The organism is Aminobacter sp. Y103A, from assembly GCF_030294925.1.
In the GTDB taxonomy this organism is placed as follows: domain Bacteria; phylum Pseudomonadota; class Alphaproteobacteria; order Rhizobiales; family Rhizobiaceae; genus Aminobacter; species Aminobacter ciceronei.
Window position 1 is genome coordinate 3,009,623 of record NZ_AP017986.1, and the last position, 15,814, is coordinate 3,025,436.

Genomic DNA, 15,814 nt, shown 5'->3' on the forward strand with positions numbered 1-15,814 from the left:
TTTATGTGCCACGTCCAGTTCGAGCATGGTCAAACGCTCAGTAGCGCAGCATCTGCCGCATGATGCGGCCGTCGCGCTCGACGGTGAAGCGCCACCAGCGTGTGTCCTCTTCGGAAAGCAGCTTGAGCTTCTCTGCGGTGTCGATCGTTTCACCGTTGAGCTCGCGCACGATGTCGCCGGCCTGGAAGCCGAAACCGGCGGCCGCCGAGCCGCCGTCAACGCCGACAATCACGACGCCTTTGGTGTCGGTCGCAACGCGCAGGCGCTGAGCCAGGCGCGGCGACAGCACGGCGACCTTGGCGCCGGCAAACGGGCTGCGGCCGCCCAGCAACACCTCGTTCGTGCTGGCGCCTTCCGGCGCGCGCTCAAGCGCCACTTCAACGGCCTTTTCCTCGCCCTTGGTCAGAACCGACAGCGTCGCCTTGCCGCCGATCGGCTGGGTCGCCAGGCGATAGTCGAGCGCTTCCATATGCTCGATGGCGGCTCCGTTGAACGACAGAACGACATCGCCGGGCTTGAGGCCGGCGCGTGCCGCCGGACCGTTTTCGTCGACGGACGAAATCAGCGCGCCGGCAGGATGGTCCATGCCGAGCGATTCTGCGATCTGTGGCGTCACCGGCTCGAACGAGGCACCAATGAACGGCCGTTCGAAGAACTCCGCGCCGCCCTTGGCCGCCTCGGTGAAGGCGCGCACCATATTGGAGGGAATGGCGAAGCCGATGCCGATCGAGCCGCCGGTGCGGCTGAAGATCGCCGTGTTGATGCCGATCAACTGGCCGCCCATATTGATCAGCGCGCCACCGGAATTGCCCGGATTGATGGCGGCGTCGGTCTGGATGAAGAAGCCGGAGTCGGAGACGCCGATATGCGTGCGGGCCAGTGCCGAGACGATGCCGCTGGTCGTGGTCTGGCCAACGCCGAAGGGATTGCCGATGGCAAGAACGAGATCGCCAACCTGTAGCGCGTCGGAATCGCCGATGGCGATCGTCGGAAACGGCTTGTCGGAATCGATCTTCAGCACGGCAAGGTCGAGCGAGTCGTCCTTGAGCAGAACTTTTGAGGTGAATTCACGGCCATCCGACAGAGCGACCTTCACCTGGTCGGCGTCCTGGACGACGTGATTGTTGGTGACGACGATGCCGCTCGCATCGACCAGTACCCCGGAACCGAGCGAGGAGCGATTGCGCGGCGCGCCACGGCCGAAGAATTGCTCGAAGAATGGATCGCCCTCAAAGGGCGAGCGTGCCTTCACCTGCTTGGAAGCATAGACGTTGACCACTGCGGCAGACGTATCCTTGACCAGCGGCGCGAAGGAAAGCTGCATCTCCTCGCGGCCGAAGGGCACGCGACGGTCGGGGCCGGGCGTGGCCGTGCCATCCTTGCCGCCGTTCAAAAGGTCCGTCAGCACATCCGACAGGCCGGGATCCTCGGCGGGCTTGGTGGCCTCCTGGGCCGATACACCACCTGCAACGGCCATCCAGGCACACAGCGCAAGCAGCAAATAATGTTTCGCACGCATTGCGAATCCTCCAACGTCTAGTCGGCGCCATTGTCGCGACGATTGTGCAAATTGAAAGGCTTTATGCGCGCGAAAGCGCTTATTTCCGCATAGTTGGCGCGGGATGCAGAACAACCGCTGCAGCCTTTTCTGGCGGGTCGCCCAAAACAAAAGGGGCCGCGAGGGCCCCTTCGGTTCAAAACAACGATGCGGGCTGTTTATGCAGCTTCAGCTTCGTTGGCAGCTTCGGCTTCGAGGCGAACGCGGTCGCCGGCGCCCTTGGCGGAGGTGTCGCGATCGACGAACTCGATGACTGCCATGGCGGCGTTGTCACCGCGGCGGAAGCCAGCCTTCATGATGCGCAGGTAGCCGCCGTTGCGGGTGGCGTAACGCGGCGCGACGACGTCGAACAGACGCTTCACGACGTTTTCGTTGCCGATCTGGGCGATCACCTGGCGGCGGGCATGCAGGTCGCCGCGCTTGCCGAGCGTCACCAGCTTCTCGACGATCGGACGCAGGTCCTTCGCCTTTTCGAGCGTGGTCACGATCTGCTCGTGCTCGATCAGCGAGACCGAGAGGTTGGCGAACATGGACTTGCGGTGGCTTACGCTGCGGGCGAAGCGACGGCCTTTGAAACCGTGGCGCATGGCTCTTTTCCTTCTTCAGTTGTTCAAGAGGCCACGGCCTCTGATGGTTTTCCGCAAGGCCGTCGGACCGGAATATCCGGTCCTAGGAACCTTGCTCGACTAAGTCGTCTTAGTACTGGTCTTCGTATCGCTTGGCGAGGTCTTCGATGTTTTCCGGCGGCCAGTCCTGCACTTCCATACCGAGGTGCAGGCCCATCGCGGCCAGAACTTCCTTGATCTCGTTGAGCGACTTGCGGCCGAAATTCGGAGTACGCAGCATTTCTGCTTCCGTCTTCTGGATCAGGTCGCCGATGTAAACGATGTTGTCGTTCTTCAGACAGTTGGCCGAACGGACCGAAAGCTCCAGTTCGTCGACCTTCTTGAGCAGCGCCGGATTGAAGGCAAGCTCGGTAACGGCCTCGGCTGCAACTTCCTTCTGCGGCTCGTCGAAGTTGACGAACAGGGCGAGCTGGTCCTGCAGGATGCGAGCAGCGAAAGCCACCGCGTCCTCACCGGTGATCGAACCGTCGGTCTCAATGGTCATGGTCAGCTTGTCGTAGTCCAGAACCTGGCCCTCGCGGGTGTTCTCGACCTTGTAAGAAACCTTCTTGACCGGCGAGTAGAGGCTGTCGACCGGGATGAGGCCGATCGGAGCATCTTCTGCGCGGTTGCGTTCAGCCGGGACGTAGCCCTTGCCGGTGTCGACGGTGAACTCCATACGGATCTCCGCACCCTCGTCGAGCGTGCAGATGACGTGGTCGGGGTTCAGGATCTCGACGTCGCCGACCGTCTGGATGTCGCCGGCGAGCACGGCACCGGGGCCCTGCTTGCGAACGACCATGCGCTTCGGGCCGTCGCCTTCCATGCGGATGGCGATTTCCTTGATGTTGAGCACGATATCGGTGACGTCCTCACGAACGCCGCCGATGGACGAGAACTCATGCAGCACGCCGTCGATCTGGACGGCAGTGACGGCAGCGCCGCGAAGCGACGACAACAGCACGCGACGGAGCGCGTTGCCCAGCGTCAGGCCGAAGCCACGCTCAAGCGGTTCGGCGACGAGCGTGGTCAGCGTCTTCTTCTTGGACGAGAACTCGATCTTGTTTGGCTTGATCAGTTCCTGCCAGTTTTTCTGGATCATATTCGCTTCCTTCCGTTGCCCCGCCACCATCCAATCGTGGCGGGCGACCTGGAAACCGTAACGAGCGCCCAAGGCGCTCGCACGGGGTGAAATATTAGACGCGACGCTTCTTGCGCGGGCGGCAGCCGTTGTGCGGGATCGGCGTCACGTCGCGGATCGACGTGATGGTGAAACCCGCAGCCTGGAGCGCGCGCAGCGCCGATTCACGACCCGAACCCGGACCGCAGACTTCGACCTCGAGCATACGCATGCCATGTTCCTGGGCCTTCTTGGCGCAGTCTTCGGCAGCCATCTGGGCAGCGAACGGGGTCGACTTGCGCGAACCCTTGAAACCCTGTGCACCGGCCGACGACCAGGCAATCGTGTTGCCCTGCGCATCGGAGATGGTGATCATGGTGTTGTTGAAGGTCGAATTCACGTGGGCGACGCCCGACGAGATGTTCTTGCGTTCGCGACGACGAACGCGAGCGGCTTCCTTAGCCATGGTAGTCCTTTCAGTTGATCTCTTCACCGCCGTAATACCAGCGGCTACACCAGCCTGCTTTTAAGGTGTCAGGCCGAACACCCGCCCATAAAAGGCGAAACCGGCGGGCCGAAACCCGCCGGGAACGAAATTACTTCTTCTTACCGGCAATTGCCTTGGCCGGGCCCTTGCGGGTGCGCGCATTGGTATGCGTGCGCTGGCCGCGGACCGGAAGCGACCGGCGGTGACGCAGGCCGCGGTAGCAGCCGAGGTCCATCAGGCGCTTGATGTTGATCGAAACTTCGCGGCGCAGATCGCCTTCGACCTGGTAGTCGCGATCGATGGTCTCGCGGATCGACAGGACTTCAGCATCGGTCAGCTGGTTGACGCGGCGCTCAGCCGGGATGCCGACCTTCTCGACGATCTCCTGGGCGAACTTCTTGCCAATGCCGTGAATGTACTGAAGCGCAATCACAACGCGCTTGTTGGTCGGGATATTAACGCCGGCTATACGAGCCATTTTCTCACTCCATTTGGGCCGGACTGTGCCGGCGCTTCAAGTTGCCCCGCGTCCGGTGGAGGCCGGCCCATGCGGGTTTTCCGTATCAATATGACTATGCACCCTAACGGGCAAACACCGTCATGCCTGAATGGAAGACGGGCCGCCATACGCCAGTACAGCCCGTCAGTCAAGCACGACGGCTGTTTTTAGTGCGTGACCGCTGCGATGACGGCTTCAATCTGCGCGGTAACGTCGTCCATGTCGGCCATTCCGTCGACCTGCTTGAGCAGGTCGTTGGCGTAGTAGTAGCCGATCAACGGCGCCGTCTTCTTGTAGTACTCGCGCAAGCGTTCTTCGAACACCTTGGCATTGTCGTCCTTGCGAACCGGTTGGCCAGCAGCCTGTGCTTCCTCGGCGCGCTTCAGAATCCGGCCAACGAGTGCCTTGTCGTCGACGACGAGCTCGATCACCACGTCGAGATGCAGGCCGCGTTCGGCCAGCATGTCAGCGACTGCATCGGCCTGCGCCAGCGTGCGCGGGTAACCGTCGAGGATGAAACCCTTGGCGCAGTCGTCCTGGTCGATTCGCTCGGCGACGATGGCATTGACGATCTCGTCCGAAACCAGCTCGCCGGCGTCCATGACAGCCTTTGCGCGCTTGCCAACTTCCGTCTCGGCCTTCACTGCGGCCCGCAACATGTCACCAGTGGAAAGCTGCGGGATACCGTGCTTTTCAACCAGCCTCTGCGCCTGAGTGCCCTTCCCCGCCCCGGGCGGTCCCAGCAAAATAAGCTTCATCTTCCCCTCTTACCTCCACGGAGCTTCGACTTCTTGATCAGCCCCTCGTACTGGTGGGCGATCAGGTGACCCTGAATCTGCGCCACGGTATCAAGGGTTACATTGACCACGATCAGAAGCGAAGTACCACCAAGGTAGAACGGAACGCCGGTTGCCGAAATCAGGAACTCGGGCATCAAGCAGATGACGACCAGGTAGGCAGCGCCGATGACGGTGACGCGGGTCAGCACGTAGTCGATATATTCCGCCGTGCGTTCGCCGGGGCGATAGCCGGGGATGAAGCCCGAATGCTTCTTCAGCTGGTCGGCAGTGTCCTTCGGATTAAAGACGATTGCCGTGTAGAAGAAGGCAAAAAAGACGATCATCGCGGCGTAGAGCAGCATGTAGAGCGGCTGACCATGGCCGAGAGCGGCCATGACAGTGCTCACCCAGCCGGGCAGCGTTGCGGTGTTCGAGAAGCCCGCGACGGTCGCCGGCAACAGCAGCAGCGACGAGGCGAAGATCGGAGGAATAACGCCTGCGGTGTTCAGCTTCAGCGGCAGGTGCGACGTATCGCCCTGGAACATCCGATTGCCGACCTGGCGCTTCGGATACTGGATCAAAAGGCGACGCTGGGCACGCTCGAAGAAGACGATCAGGGCAATGACGACGATCGCCAGAACGATGATCGCGAGAATCAGGCCGGTCGACAGAGCACCGGTGCGGCCGAGTTCCAGCGTGCCGCTGATGGCGCTCGGAAGGCCTGCGACGATGCCGGCGAAGATGATCAGTGAAATGCCGTTGCCGATGCCGCGCGCGGTGATCTGCTCGCCGAGCCACATCAGGAACATTGTGCCGCCGACAAGCGTGATGACCGTCGAGGCACGGAAGAACATGCCCGGATCGGTAACGATGCCGTTGCCGCCCTCGAGGCCGGCGGAAATGCCATAAGCCTGGACGACCGCCAGCAGCACGGTGCCGTAGCGGGTGTACTGGTTGATGATCTTGCGGCCCTGCTCGCCTTCCTTCTTCAGCGCTTCAAGCGACGGCACGACCGACGTCATGAGCTGCATGATGATGGAGGCGGAGATGTAGGGCATGATGCCGAGCGCAAAGAGCGCCATGCGCTCGACAGCACCACCGGCAAACATGTTGAAGATGCCGAGCACGCCGCGGCTCTGCTGGGTGAAAGCCTGCGCGAATGCGTCGGGGTTGATTCCCGGAAGCGGAATGTAGGTACCGAGGCGGTAGACCAAAAGCGCGCCAAGCGTGAACCAGATGCGCTTCTTGAGGTCTTCGGCCTTGGCGAAGGCTGCGAAATTCAGATTGGATGCTAGTTGTTCAGCAGCCGATGCCATTCAGGGTACTCCGCTTGGTCACGCCGAAATGCCGCGATGGGCGCGGCGCGTGTCACCGAAGCCACGAGATAGGCTCCGGGAGGCAAACATGCAAGCGGCGGTATCTCTACCGCCGCTTACTTTGCAAAGCCTTTTACTCGGCGGCTGCCACTTCAGGCAGCTTCACCGATCCTCCAGCCTTTTCGATCTTCTCGATCGCCGGCTTGGAAGCGCCGGCAACATCAAAGGCCACCTTGGCCTTGAGTTCGCCGTCGCCGAGGATGCGGACGCCGTCCTTGACGCGGCGAATCACGCCGGCCTTGACGAGCGCCTCACCGGTCACGGTCTCCTTTGCGTCGAGCTTCTTGGCATCGATCGCGGCCTGGATGCGGGCCAGCGAAACGGTGACGAAGCTCTTTGCAAAGATGTTGGTGAAGCCGCGCTTCGGCAGGCGACGGTAGAGCGGCATCTGGCCACCCTCGAAGCCGTTGATCGCGACGCCCGAACGAGCCTTCTGGCCCTTCACGCCGCGGCCGCCGGTCTTGCCGGAGCCGGAGCCGATACCACGGCCAAGACGCTTCTTGGAGTGGGTCGCGCCGGCGTTGTCACGCAGATCGTTGAGTTTCATCTTCTATCTCCTGCGCTCGGCTTACGCCTCGTCCACAACGCGGACGAGGTGCTGGACAGCTGCGATCATGCCACGCACCGAAGGAGTATCCTCCAGCGTGCGCTTGCGATGCATCTTGTTGAGGCCGAGGCCGACCAGCGTTGCGCGCTGTTCCTTCGGACGACGGATCGGGCTGCCGATCTGCTCGACGGTGATGGTCTTGGTTGCTTTCTTGGCCATGGTCATTGTCCCTGGTCAGCTCGAGCGACTATTCTTCAGCCGCTACGGCGGTGCCGCGGCGGGCCTGAAGCGTCGAGTACTTGATGCCGCGCTGTGCAGCCACATCCTTCGGATGCATCTGGCTCTTCAGCGCATCGAAGGTCGCACGAACCATGTTGTACGGGTTCGACGAACCCATCGACTTGGCGACGACGTCGTGCATGCCGAGCGTCTCGAAGACAGCGCGCATCGGACCGCCGGCGATGATGCCGGTACCCTGCTTGGCAGAGCGCAGCAGAACGCGACCAGCGCCCCAACGGCCTTCAACATCGTGGTGCAGCGTACGGCCCGAGCGGAGCGGCACGAAGATCATGTCGCGCTTTGCCGATTCGGTTGCCTTGCGGATCGCTTCCGGCACTTCGCGCGCCTTGCCGTGACCAAAGCCAACACGGCCCTTCTGGTCTCCGACGACGACGAGTGCCGCAAAACCGAAACGCCGGCCGCCCTTGACGACCTTGGCAACGCGGTTGATGTGGACGAGCTTATCGACGAACTCGCTGTCGCGCTCTTCGCGGTCACGGCTACGGTCGCGACCACCTTCCCTACGTTCTTGTGCCATATTCCTATCCTTATTTTTTTCCGGAAGCACGGGGGTTAAAAACCAAATCCGGCGTCTATAGCGTCGCCGGATTTATTGCAACTGCTCAGAAATGCGGCACAGCGCCACGCGCTACGCCGTAGACTGCATCAGAAGTTGAGGCCACCTTCACGTGCGGCTTCGGCAAGTGCCTTGACGCGGCCGTGATAGATGTAGGCGCCACGATCGAAAACGACGTCCTTGACGCCAGCCTTCGAAGCACGCTCGGCGATCAGCTTGCCAACCGCGGTCGCGGCAGCAGTGTCGGCGCCGGTCTTCAGCGAGCCCTTGAGATCCTTCTCGAGGGTCGAAGCGGCAGCGAGCGTACGGCCGTTGGCGTCGTCGATGACCTGGACGTAGATATTCTTCGACGTGCGGTGAACCGACAGGCGCGGACGGCCGTTGGCGACCTTCTTGATCTGGCGGCGGATACGCGCCGAACGGCGCAGGGTGGTTTCTTTCGAAGCCATAGTAGCAGTTCCTTGCCTTCTGAAACGGGCGCGGCCATCTGCGGTAAGCCCAATTGCTTCCCGCGACCGCGCACCGCGGCGTTGTTGTTACTTCTTCTTGCCTTCTTTGCGGACGATCTTCTCGCCTGCATAGCGCACGCCCTTGCCCTTGTAAGGCTCGGGACCGCGGTATTCGCGGATCTCGGCAGCGACCTGGCCGACTTGCTGCTTGTTGATGCCGTTGACCACGATTTCGGTCGGCTTCGGCACCGTGATGGTGATGCCTTCCGGCGTCTGATAGACGACGTCATGCGAGAAGCCAAGTGCCAGCTGCAGGTTCTTGCCCTGGAGCGCTGCACGGTAACCGACGCCGGTGATCTCGAGCTTCTTTTCGAAGCCGTCCTTAACACCCGTCAGGATGTTGACGATCTGCGTCCGCGACATGCCCCACTTGGAGCGCGCGTCCTTCGACTGATCGCGCGGCTGAACAGCGATTTCGCCGTTTTCCATCGTGACCAGAACTTCGTTGTTGACCACGAACTTCAGCTCGCCCTTGGGCCCCTTGGCCGTGACGGTCTGGCCGTCGACGGAAGCGGTAACGCCCTGCGGAAGCTGAACGGGTTTCTTGCCAATACGAGACATAGTCCTCGTGCCTTTCTTGTTTCAGCCTACGCAGATCAGAAGATCTGGCAGAGGATTTCCCCGCCGACGTTCTGTTCGCGCGCTTCGTGGTCGGCCATCACGCCCTTCGGGGTCGAAAGGATCGAGATGCCGAGGCCATTGGCAACAGGCGGAATCGACTTGGACGAGACGTAGACGCGGCGGCCCGGCTTGGAGACGCGGGCGATTTCGCGGATAACCGGCTGGCCGTCGAAGTACTTCAGCTCGATTTCGATCTCGGACTTGCCGTTTTCGAAGTCGGTCTGGCTGTAGTCGCGGATGTAGCCTTCCGCCTTCAGCACGTCGAGAACACGGGCGCGCAGCCTGGACGCAGGCGTCGACACGGTCGACTTCTTGCGGCCATAGGCGTTGCGGATGCGGGTCAGCATATCGCCGAGAGGATCACTCAAAGACATGTCAAATGCTCCTTACCAGCTCGACTTGACCAGACCGGGGATCGCCCCGATCGAGCCCAGGTCGCGAAGCGCGATACGCGACATCTTAAGCTTGCGATAGTAGGCGCGCGGGCGGCCGGTCACTTCGCAGCGATTACGAATACGGATCTTTGCCGAGTTGCGCGGCAGCGCGGCGAGCTTGAGCTGCGCGCGGAAGCGTTCCTCGATCGGCTTGGCCTGATCCATGACGACGTCCTTGAGGGCCTTACGCTTGGCAGCGTACTGGTCCACAAGCTTGCGGCGCCGATTGTTCTTCTCGACTGAGCTGGTCTTTGCCATTTCAGATTTTTCCTTTTCTCGCTGCCGTTACTGCCGGAAGGGGAAGTTGAAGGCCTTGAGCAGAGCCCGGGCTTCTTCGTCCGTCTTGGCGGTCGTGCAAACGATGATGTCCATACCCCACATCTGATCAACCTTGTCGTAGTTGATCTCGGGGAACACGATATGCTCCTTCAGGCCCATAGCGTAATTTCCGCGGCCGTCAAAGCTTTTCGGGTTCAGACCGCGAAAGTCGCGAACGCGCGGCAGTGCGATGTTCACGAGGCGGTCCAGAAACTCGTACATGCGCTCCTGGCGGAGCGTCACCTTGGCGCCGATCGGCATCTGCTCACGCACCTTGAAGCCGGCGATCGACTTGCGGGCGCGGGTGATGACCGGCTTCTGGCCGGCGATCATGGCCAGGTCTTCAGCGGCAACCGACGGCTTCTTCGAATCCGCGGTAGCTTCGCCAACACCCATGTTGAGCACGATCTTGTCGATGCGCGGAATCTGCATGACGTTGTCGTACTTGAACTGTTCCTGCATCGCCTGGCGGATGGTCTCGTTGTAGACCTTCTTCAGACGCGGCTCGTTGGTTGCCTTAGCCATTGATGACTTCTCCCGAGCGCTTGGCGACACGCACCTTCGTGCCGTCCTTCTGGACCTGGAAGCCGACGCGGGTCGGCTTGCCATCCTTGGGGTCGACGAGCGCGAGGTTCGACAGGTGGATCGGCGCTTCCTTGGTAATGATCCCGCCCTCTTGGGTCTGGGACTGCTTCTGGTGGCGGCGGATCATGTTCACGCCGCGGACAACTGCCTTGTCTTCCTTCGGCTGGACAGACAGCACCTCGCCGGTGCGGCCCTTGTCCTTGCCGGCCAGAACGACAACCTTGTCGCCTTTACGGATCTTCTGCATTGTTCCGGCTCCTTACAGCACTTCGGGCGCGAGCGAGATGATCTTCATGTGGTTCTTGGCGCGGAGTTCGCGCGGAACCGGCCCGAAGATACGCGTGCCGATAGGTTCTTTCTTGTTATCGACAAGAACGGCCGCGTTCTTGTCGAAACGGATCACGCTGCCGTCCGGACGACGAATGTCCTTGGCCGTGCGAACCACGACCGCCTTCATCACGTCACCCTTCTTAACGCGGCCGCGCGGAATGGCTTCCTTGATCGACACCACGATGATGTCGCCAACAGAAGCATACTTCCGCTTCGAGCCGCCCAGCACCTTGATGCACATGACACGACGGGCGCCGGAATTATCCGCGACGTCGAGGTTTGTTTGCATCTGAATCATGACTGGCCGCCTTCTTCTTCTCTAACGGGATGGGCTACCGCCCTCCCCGGCTTGTCCAAAATTCGTTGTTACGCCTGGTCCGGGGTGATGACGACCCAGCGCTTATCCTTGGAAATCGGCTTCGATTCCTGGATAGACACCTGATCCCCCACCTTGTGGGCGTTGTTTTCGTCGTGCGCCTTGTAGTTCTTCGACATACGCACGGTCTTCTTCATCACCGGGTGCGTGAAGCGACGCTCGACCTTGACGACGACCGTCTTCTCGTTCTTGTCGCTGACGACCGTACCCTGCAGGATGCGCTTTGGCATGGTTTTCGTCCTTAAGCCTTCTTGCCGGCCGACTTCTCGGCGGCGATGGTCTTGATACGCGCGATGTCCTTACGAACTTGTTTCACGCGCGCCGTCTTTTCCAGCTGACCGGTCGCCTTCTGGAAGCGCAGGTTGAACTGCTCCTTCTTGAGGCTGGCGAGCTCGTCAGTGAGCTGGTCCTGGGTCTTCGTCCTGATGTCCGAGGCTTTCATGATCAGCCCTTCCTTATTCTGCGATGCGCTGAACGAAGCGCGTCCTGACCGAGAGCTTGGCGGCGCCGAGACGCAGCGCTTCACGCGCCACTTCCTCGGAGACACCATCGATCTCGAACATCACGCGACCTGGCTTGATGCGGCATGCCCAGTAGTCGACGGCGCCCTTGCCCTTACCCATGCGGACTTCGGTCGGCTTCGACGTGACGGGGACGTCCGGGAAGATACGGATCCAGACGCGGCCCTGACGTTTCATTTCGCGGGTGATCGCGCGGCGAGCCGCCTCGATCTCACGCGCGGTGACGCGGTTCGGCTCAAGCGCCTTCAGTCCGAAGCCGCCGAAATCCAGGTTGGTGCCACCCTTCGCGGTACCGTGGATGCGGCCCTTGAACTGCTTACGGAACTTTGTGCGCTTTGGCTGCAGCATCGTTCTAACTCCAAATTCCTATGCGTATCAGGCGTTTTCGCGACGGCGGCGCTCAGGGCGCTCGCCAGCATGCGAATGCTCGCCTTCGGTTGCGCGACGCTCGGAAGCCATCGGATCGTGCTCGAGGATCTCGCCCTTGAACACCCACACCTTGACGCCGCAGATGCCGTAGGCGGTCTTTGCCTCGGCAGTGCCGTAGTCGACGTCGGCGCGCAGCGTGTGCAGCGGAACGCGACCTTCGCGGTACCACTCCATACGTGCGATTTCAGCGCCGCCGAGACGGCCCGAGCAGTTGATGCGGATGCCCTCTGCGCCGAGACGCATGGCCGACTGCACCGCGCGCTTCATGGCGCGACGGAAGGCAATGCGGCGCTCGAGCTGCTGTGCGATCGACTGTGCGACCAGCGTAGCGTCGGTCTCCGGCTTGCGAACCTCGACGATGTTGAGGTGCGTCTCGGACTTCGTCATCTCCATCAGCTTCTTGCGAAGCTTTTCGATGTCGGCGCCCTTCTTGCCAATGATCAGGCCCGGACGGGCTGCATGGATGGTCACGCGGCACTTCTTGTGCGGACGCTCGATCACGACCTTGGAGATCGCGGCCTGCTTCAACTCGGCTTCAAGATACTTGCGGATCTTGATGTCTTCGTGGAGCAGCTGGCCGTACTCACCGGTGTTTGCGTACCAACGCGAGTCCCAGGTGCGGTTGATGCCGAGGCGGAGACCAATTGGATTGATTTTCTGGCCCATTACGCGGCCTCCCCTTTCTCTTCGACTTCACGAACGACGATCGTGAGGTGCGAAAACGGCTTCTCAATGCGGCTGGCGCGACCACGGCCACGAGCGTGGAAACGCTTCATGACGATCGACTTACCGACAAAGGCTTCCGCCACCACCAGTGCATCGACATCGAGGTCGTGATTGTTTTCCGCGTTGGCGATAGCCGATTCGAGGGTCTTCTTAACCGTTCCGGCGATGCGCTTGCGCGAAAATTCCAGATCCGAAAGCGCGGTCGCTACCTTCTTGCCGCGGATAAGCGCGGCAACGAGGTTGAGCTTCTGCGGGCTGACCCGGATCGTGCGGAGGACCGCACGTGCCTCGTTGTCAGCAAGCCTGCGCGGAGCTTTGGCCTTGCCCATGTTACTTCCTCTTTGCCTTCTTGTCCGCGCCGTGACCGTAGTAGGTCCTGGTGGGAGCGAACTCACCGAACTTGTGGCCGACCATGTCCTCGTTCACCGAGACCGGGACGTGCTTCTGGCCGTTGTAGACACCGAAGGTGAGGCCGACGAACTGCGGCAGGACGGTGGAGCGACGGCTCCACATCTTGATCACCTCATTGCGACCGCCTTCACGAACCTTCTCTGCCTTCTTGAGCAGATAGCCGTCAATGAACGGGCCTTTCCAGACTGAACGAGTCACTGGCGTTACCTCTTCTTAGCTCTTGCGCTGATGGCGCGAGCGCAGGATGAACTTGTCGGTCGCCTTGTTGGACCGCGTCTTCTTGCCCTTGGTGGGCTTGCCCCACGGGGTCACCGGATGGCGTCCGCCCGAGGTGCGGCCTTCACCACCGCCGTGCGGATGGTCGACCGGGTTCATGGTCACGCCGCGGTTGTGCGGACGCTTGCCACGCCAGACCGTACGACCGGCCTTGCCGTCGTTGATGTTGCCGTGGTCCGGGTTGGACACGGCGCCGACGGTGGCGATGCAGAGACCGCTGACGACGCGCTGTTCACCCGAGTTGAGGCGAAGGATCGCCATGCCCTGGTCGCGGCCGACGAGCTGGGCGTAAGCACCAGCCGAACGAGCGACCTGACCGCCCTTGCCGGGCTTCAGCTCGATGTTGTGGACGATCGTGCCGACCGGCATCGAAGCGAGCGGCATTGCATTGCCCGGCTTCACGTCGACCTGCTCACCAGCGATGATCTTGTCGCCGGCCTGCAGACGCTGCGGAGCAATGATGTAGCTCAGCTCACCATCGTCGTACTTGATCAGTGCGATGAAGGCGGTGCGGTTCGGATCGTACTCGAGACGCTCGACCGTGCCGACGACGTCGAACTTGCGACGCTTGAAGTCGATGATACGGTACGAACGCTTGTGACCGCCGCCGATGAAGCGAGCCGTGATGCGGCCGTAGTTGTTACGACCGCCCGACTTGGTCAGGCCTTCGGTCAGACCCTTGACGGGCTTGCCCTTGTGCAGACCCGAGCGGTCGACGATGACCAGCTGGCGCGTGCTCGGCGTTACTGGCTTGAATTTCTTAAGTGCCATTGTCCTGTCCTCTCAGCCCAGCTCAGAGACCCGTCGCGACGTCGATCGACTGGCCATCGGCCAGCGTCACTACCGCCTTCTTGACGTCGCTCTGGCGGCCGATCGTGCCGCGGAAGCGCTTCACCTTGCCCTTGCGGACCAGGGTGTTCACAGCAGTCACCTTCACGCCGAACAGCGCTTCGACGGCAGCCTTGATCTCGGGCTTGCTCGCCTTCTTGGCGACATTGAAGACGACCTGGTTGTTTTCCGAAGCCATGGTCGACTTTTCAGTGATCGCCGGCGAGACGATCACGTCATAGTGGCGGAGATCCGTCATTTGAAGCGCTCCTCGAGAGCCTCGACGGCGGCCTTCGAAAGGACCAGCGTGCCGCGGCGCAGAATGTCGTAAACGTTGATGCCCTGGATCGGCAGGACATCGATGTTCGGGATGTTGGTCGCTGCGCGCTTGAAGTTGAGGTCAAGCTCAGCACCACCGATCACCAGGGCATTGGTCAGGCCCAGCGTCGCGAAGTTCGCGATCAGCGCCTTGGTCTTGCCCTCGGCGAGCGTCAGCTCGTCGACGATGATCAGGTTCGATGCCTTGGCCTTGGCCGACAGGGCGTGCTTCAGGCCGAGAGCGCGGACCTTCTTGGGAAGGTCATGCTCGTGGCTGCGAACGACCGGGCCGTGGGCCTTGCCGCCGCCGCGGAACTGCGGAGCGCGTGCCGAATGGTGACGAGCGCGGCCCGTACCCTTCTGCTTGTACATCTTGGCGCCGGTGCGCGCGATTTCCGCGCGGCCCTTGGCCTTGTGCGTGCCCTGCTGCTTCTTGGCGAGCTGCCAGCGCACGACGCGCTGGAGAACGTCTTCGCGCGGGTCGAGGCCGAAGATCTCTTCCGAGAGCTCAACCTTGCCGGCATCCTTGCCTGCGAGGGTTGTAATCTTGAGGTCCATTATTCCGCTCCCTCGTTGGCCGGAGCCTTGTTGCTGGCAGCGCGGATCGCAGCCGGCTTCGGCGCGTTCTCAGGAAGCGCAACCTTTGCGGCGTCGCGAACCAGGATCCATGCACCCTTAGAACCCGGAACCGCGCCGCGGATCAGGATGAGACCGCGATCGGTGTCGGTCGAGACGACCTCCACGTTCTGGGTGGTGACGCGAACGTCGCCCATGTGGCCGGCCATCTTCTTGCCCTTGAACACCTTGCCCGGGTCCTGGCGCTGACCGGTCGAACCGTGAACGCGGTGCGACAGCGAGTTGCCGTGGGTGGCACGGCCGCCGCCGAAGTGGTGGCGCTTGATGACGCCCTGGAAGCCTTTACCGATCGTCGTGCCCGTCACGTCGACCTTCTGGCCAACGACGAAATGCTCGACGGTGATCTCGGCGCCAACGTCCAGCATGTTGTCTGCGGAGACGCGGAACTCGGCAACCTTCGACTTCGGCTCGACGGAAGCGGCAGCGAAGTGACCGCGCAACGCCTTCGTCGTATTCTTGACCTTGGCCAGGCCAACGCCGAGCTGAACGGCAGTGTAGCCATTCTTCTCTTTGGTCAGCTGCGCCACGACCTGGCAGTTCTCCATGCGGAGAACGGTGACGGGAACGTGTTCGCCAGCGTCATTATAGACGCGGGTCATTCCCACCTTCTGTGCAATTACACCTGAACGCATCGGTTCGTTTTCCTTCAGAGGAGCCGTTTGGATCTGT

General features: G+C 61.5%; 27 protein-coding genes. All 27 read right to left on the minus strand.

Annotated features, from left to right (window positions below):
• Positions 1–37: 37 nt before the first annotated feature.
• Complete coding sequence (locus Amn_RS14680; protein WP_182576130.1) at positions 38–1,519, minus strand: DegQ family serine endoprotease; 1,482 nt, start codon at positions 1,517–1,519, stop codon at positions 38–40.
• Positions 1,520–1,716: 197 nt separating this feature from the next.
• Positions 1,717–2,145, minus strand: coding sequence for a 50S ribosomal protein L17 (gene rplQ / locus Amn_RS14685; RefSeq protein WP_067961913.1), 429 nt, complete (start codon positions 2,143–2,145; stop codon positions 1,717–1,719).
• A gap of 109 nt (positions 2,146–2,254) precedes the next feature.
• Positions 2,255–3,265 (minus strand): DNA-directed RNA polymerase subunit alpha, encoded by a 1,011-nt coding sequence (locus Amn_RS14690; RefSeq protein WP_055976463.1) that lies wholly within the window; start codon positions 3,263–3,265, stop codon positions 2,255–2,257.
• A gap of 94 nt (positions 3,266–3,359) precedes the next feature.
• Positions 3,360–3,749, minus strand: a complete 390-nt coding sequence (gene rpsK, locus Amn_RS14695) for a 30S ribosomal protein S11 (RefSeq protein ID WP_055976460.1) — start codon at positions 3,747–3,749, stop codon at positions 3,360–3,362.
• A gap of 130 nt (positions 3,750–3,879) precedes the next feature.
• The gene (gene rpsM / locus Amn_RS14700) at positions 3,880–4,248 is read right to left on the minus strand and encodes a 30S ribosomal protein S13 (protein ID WP_055976458.1); all 369 of its coding nucleotides are present in this window, start codon (positions 4,246–4,248) and stop codon (positions 3,880–3,882) included.
• Positions 4,249–4,436: 188 nt separating this feature from the next.
• Positions 4,437–5,027 (minus strand): adenylate kinase, encoded by a 591-nt coding sequence (locus Amn_RS14705; protein WP_154384198.1) that lies wholly within the window; start codon positions 5,025–5,027, stop codon positions 4,437–4,439.
• Positions 5,024–6,364, minus strand: a complete 1,341-nt coding sequence (secY, locus tag Amn_RS14710; protein ID WP_067961908.1) for a preprotein translocase subunit SecY — start codon at positions 6,362–6,364, stop codon at positions 5,024–5,026. Before secY ends, Amn_RS14705 begins: the two co-directional genes overlap by 4 nt.
• A gap of 133 nt (positions 6,365–6,497) precedes the next feature.
• Complete coding sequence (rplO, locus tag Amn_RS14715; protein WP_067961906.1) at positions 6,498–6,971, minus strand: 50S ribosomal protein L15; 474 nt, start codon at positions 6,969–6,971, stop codon at positions 6,498–6,500.
• A 21-nt stretch (positions 6,972–6,992) separates the two neighbouring features.
• Positions 6,993–7,190 carry a 50S ribosomal protein L30 gene (gene rpmD, locus Amn_RS14720; RefSeq protein ID WP_067961904.1) on the minus strand — a complete coding sequence of 66 codons (198 nt, stop codon included), beginning with the start codon at positions 7,188–7,190 and terminating at the stop codon, positions 6,993–6,995.
• Between the two features lie 28 nt (positions 7,191–7,218).
• Complete coding sequence (gene rpsE, locus Amn_RS14725) at positions 7,219–7,788, minus strand: 30S ribosomal protein S5 (protein ID WP_067961902.1); 570 nt, start codon at positions 7,786–7,788, stop codon at positions 7,219–7,221.
• A 128-nt stretch (positions 7,789–7,916) separates the two neighbouring features.
• Entirely contained in the window at positions 7,917–8,276 is a 360-nt protein-coding gene (gene rplR / locus Amn_RS14730) for a 50S ribosomal protein L18 (protein WP_067961899.1), read from the minus strand.
• Positions 8,277–8,363: 87 nt separating this feature from the next.
• Complete coding sequence (rplF, locus tag Amn_RS14735) at positions 8,364–8,897, minus strand: 50S ribosomal protein L6 (RefSeq protein WP_067961897.1); 534 nt, start codon at positions 8,895–8,897, stop codon at positions 8,364–8,366.
• 35 nt (positions 8,898–8,932) lie between these two features.
• Complete coding sequence (gene rpsH / locus Amn_RS14740) at positions 8,933–9,331, minus strand: 30S ribosomal protein S8 (protein ID WP_067961896.1); 399 nt, start codon at positions 9,329–9,331, stop codon at positions 8,933–8,935.
• Between the two features lie 12 nt (positions 9,332–9,343).
• Complete coding sequence (gene rpsN / locus Amn_RS14745; RefSeq protein WP_067961894.1) at positions 9,344–9,649, minus strand: 30S ribosomal protein S14; 306 nt, start codon at positions 9,647–9,649, stop codon at positions 9,344–9,346.
• Positions 9,650–9,676: 27 nt separating this feature from the next.
• A complete protein-coding gene (gene rplE, locus Amn_RS14750) occupies positions 9,677–10,234 on the minus strand; it encodes a 50S ribosomal protein L5 (RefSeq protein ID WP_067961892.1) in 558 nt (185 codons plus the stop codon).
• Complete coding sequence (gene rplX, locus Amn_RS14755) at positions 10,227–10,541, minus strand: 50S ribosomal protein L24 (RefSeq protein WP_067961890.1); 315 nt, start codon at positions 10,539–10,541, stop codon at positions 10,227–10,229. Before rplX ends, rplE begins: the two co-directional genes overlap by 8 nt.
• 12 nt (positions 10,542–10,553) lie before the next feature.
• Positions 10,554–10,922 (minus strand): 50S ribosomal protein L14, encoded by a 369-nt coding sequence (gene rplN / locus Amn_RS14760; RefSeq protein WP_006205457.1) that lies wholly within the window; start codon positions 10,920–10,922, stop codon positions 10,554–10,556.
• 68 nt (positions 10,923–10,990) lie between these two features.
• The gene (gene rpsQ, locus Amn_RS14765; protein WP_055976426.1) at positions 10,991–11,230 is read right to left on the minus strand and encodes a 30S ribosomal protein S17; all 240 of its coding nucleotides are present in this window, start codon (positions 11,228–11,230) and stop codon (positions 10,991–10,993) included.
• Positions 11,231–11,241: 11 nt separating this feature from the next.
• Positions 11,242–11,442, minus strand: a complete 201-nt coding sequence (rpmC, locus tag Amn_RS14770; RefSeq protein WP_018427849.1) for a 50S ribosomal protein L29 — start codon at positions 11,440–11,442, stop codon at positions 11,242–11,244.
• Between the two features lie 13 nt (positions 11,443–11,455).
• Positions 11,456–11,869: a 50S ribosomal protein L16 gene (gene rplP, locus Amn_RS14775; protein ID WP_055976423.1), complete on the minus strand. Its 414-nt coding sequence runs from the start codon at positions 11,867–11,869 to the stop codon at positions 11,456–11,458.
• A 27-nt stretch (positions 11,870–11,896) separates the two neighbouring features.
• Positions 11,897–12,616 (minus strand): 30S ribosomal protein S3, encoded by a 720-nt coding sequence (gene rpsC, locus Amn_RS14780; protein ID WP_067961888.1) that lies wholly within the window; start codon positions 12,614–12,616, stop codon positions 11,897–11,899.
• Positions 12,616–13,005: a 50S ribosomal protein L22 gene (gene rplV / locus Amn_RS14785; protein WP_055976417.1), complete on the minus strand. Its 390-nt coding sequence runs from the start codon at positions 13,003–13,005 to the stop codon at positions 12,616–12,618. The genes rpsC and rplV overlap by 1 nt, the downstream gene beginning before the upstream one ends.
• 1 nt (position 13,006) lies before the next feature.
• Complete coding sequence (gene rpsS / locus Amn_RS14790) at positions 13,007–13,285, minus strand: 30S ribosomal protein S19 (protein WP_055976414.1); 279 nt, start codon at positions 13,283–13,285, stop codon at positions 13,007–13,009.
• A 15-nt stretch (positions 13,286–13,300) separates the two neighbouring features.
• The gene (gene rplB, locus Amn_RS14795; RefSeq protein WP_055976411.1) at positions 13,301–14,134 is read right to left on the minus strand and encodes a 50S ribosomal protein L2; all 834 of its coding nucleotides are present in this window, start codon (positions 14,132–14,134) and stop codon (positions 13,301–13,303) included.
• Positions 14,135–14,156: 22 nt separating this feature from the next.
• Positions 14,157–14,450 carry a 50S ribosomal protein L23 gene (locus Amn_RS14800; RefSeq protein WP_067961884.1) on the minus strand — a complete coding sequence of 98 codons (294 nt, stop codon included), beginning with the start codon at positions 14,448–14,450 and terminating at the stop codon, positions 14,157–14,159.
• Positions 14,447–15,067 (minus strand): 50S ribosomal protein L4, encoded by a 621-nt coding sequence (gene rplD, locus Amn_RS14805; RefSeq protein ID WP_055976408.1) that lies wholly within the window; start codon positions 15,065–15,067, stop codon positions 14,447–14,449. Before rplD ends, Amn_RS14800 begins: the two co-directional genes overlap by 4 nt.
• Positions 15,067–15,777, minus strand: coding sequence for a 50S ribosomal protein L3 (rplC, locus tag Amn_RS14810; RefSeq protein ID WP_067961881.1), 711 nt, complete (start codon positions 15,775–15,777; stop codon positions 15,067–15,069). The genes rplD and rplC overlap by 1 nt, the downstream gene beginning before the upstream one ends.
• Positions 15,778–15,814 lie beyond the last annotated feature (37 nt).

What these genes read in the sequence shown, in the direction of transcription:
- rplD (WP_055976408.1), bottom strand. Translation starts at nt 15,067, where the DNA reads ATGGACCTCAAGATTACAACCCTCGCAGGCAAGGATGCCGGCAAGGTT.
- rplR (WP_067961899.1), bottom strand. Translation starts at nt 8,276, where the DNA reads ATGGCTTCGAAAGAAACCACCCTGCGCCGTTCGGCGCGTATCCGCCGC.
- rplO (WP_067961906.1), bottom strand. Translation starts at nt 6,971, where the DNA reads ATGAAACTCAACGATCTGCGTGACAACGCCGGCGCGACCCACTCCAAG.
- rplQ (WP_067961913.1), bottom strand. Translation starts at nt 2,145, where the DNA reads ATGCGCCACGGTTTCAAAGGCCGTCGCTTCGCCCGCAGCGTAAGCCAC.
- rpsQ (WP_055976426.1), bottom strand. Translation starts at nt 11,230, where the DNA reads ATGCCAAAGCGCATCCTGCAGGGTACGGTCGTCAGCGACAAGAACGAG.
- rpsK (WP_055976460.1), bottom strand. Translation starts at nt 3,749, where the DNA reads ATGGCTAAGGAAGCCGCTCGCGTTCGTCGTCGCGAACGCAAGAACATC.
- rpmC (WP_018427849.1), bottom strand. Translation starts at nt 11,442, where the DNA reads ATGAAAGCCTCGGACATCAGGACGAAGACCCAGGACCAGCTCACTGAC.
- Amn_RS14705 (WP_154384198.1), bottom strand. Translation starts at nt 5,027, where the DNA reads ATGAAGCTTATTTTGCTGGGACCGCCCGGGGCGGGGAAGGGCACTCAG.
- Amn_RS14800 (WP_067961884.1), bottom strand. Translation starts at nt 14,450, where the DNA reads ATGACGGATCTCCGCCACTATGACGTGATCGTCTCGCCGGCGATCACT.
- secY (WP_067961908.1), bottom strand. Translation starts at nt 6,364, where the DNA reads ATGGCATCGGCTGCTGAACAACTAGCATCCAATCTGAATTTCGCAGCC.
- rplE (WP_067961892.1), bottom strand. Translation starts at nt 10,234, where the DNA reads ATGGCTAAGGCAACCAACGAGCCGCGTCTGAAGAAGGTCTACAACGAG.
- rplP (WP_055976423.1), bottom strand. Translation starts at nt 11,869, where the DNA reads ATGCTGCAGCCAAAGCGCACAAAGTTCCGTAAGCAGTTCAAGGGCCGC.
- Amn_RS14680 (WP_182576130.1), bottom strand. Translation starts at nt 1,519, where the DNA reads ATGCGTGCGAAACATTATTTGCTGCTTGCGCTGTGTGCCTGGATGGCC.
- rplN (WP_006205457.1), bottom strand. Translation starts at nt 10,922, where the DNA reads ATGATTCAGATGCAAACAAACCTCGACGTCGCGGATAATTCCGGCGCC.
- rplF (WP_067961897.1), bottom strand. Translation starts at nt 8,897, where the DNA reads ATGTCTCGTATTGGCAAGAAACCCGTTCAGCTTCCGCAGGGCGTTACC.
- rpsE (WP_067961902.1), bottom strand. Translation starts at nt 7,788, where the DNA reads ATGGCACAAGAACGTAGGGAAGGTGGTCGCGACCGTAGCCGTGACCGC.
- rpmD (WP_067961904.1), bottom strand. Translation starts at nt 7,190, where the DNA reads ATGGCCAAGAAAGCAACCAAGACCATCACCGTCGAGCAGATCGGCAGC.
- rpsN (WP_067961894.1), bottom strand. Translation starts at nt 9,649, where the DNA reads ATGGCAAAGACCAGCTCAGTCGAGAAGAACAATCGGCGCCGCAAGCTT.
- rpsC (WP_067961888.1), bottom strand. Translation starts at nt 12,616, where the DNA reads ATGGGCCAGAAAATCAATCCAATTGGTCTCCGCCTCGGCATCAACCGC.
- rplB (WP_055976411.1), bottom strand. Translation starts at nt 14,134, where the DNA reads ATGGCACTTAAGAAATTCAAGCCAGTAACGCCGAGCACGCGCCAGCTG.
- rplC (WP_067961881.1), bottom strand. Translation starts at nt 15,777, where the DNA reads ATGCGTTCAGGTGTAATTGCACAGAAGGTGGGAATGACCCGCGTCTAT.
- rpsM (WP_055976458.1), bottom strand. Translation starts at nt 4,248, where the DNA reads ATGGCTCGTATAGCCGGCGTTAATATCCCGACCAACAAGCGCGTTGTG.
- rpsH (WP_067961896.1), bottom strand. Translation starts at nt 9,331, where the DNA reads ATGTCTTTGAGTGATCCTCTCGGCGATATGCTGACCCGCATCCGCAAC.
- rplX (WP_067961890.1), bottom strand. Translation starts at nt 10,541, where the DNA reads ATGCAGAAGATCCGTAAAGGCGACAAGGTTGTCGTTCTGGCCGGCAAG.
- Amn_RS14690 (WP_055976463.1), bottom strand. Translation starts at nt 3,265, where the DNA reads ATGATCCAGAAAAACTGGCAGGAACTGATCAAGCCAAACAAGATCGAG.
- rplV (WP_055976417.1), bottom strand. Translation starts at nt 13,005, where the DNA reads ATGGGCAAGGCCAAAGCTCCGCGCAGGCTTGCTGACAACGAGGCACGT.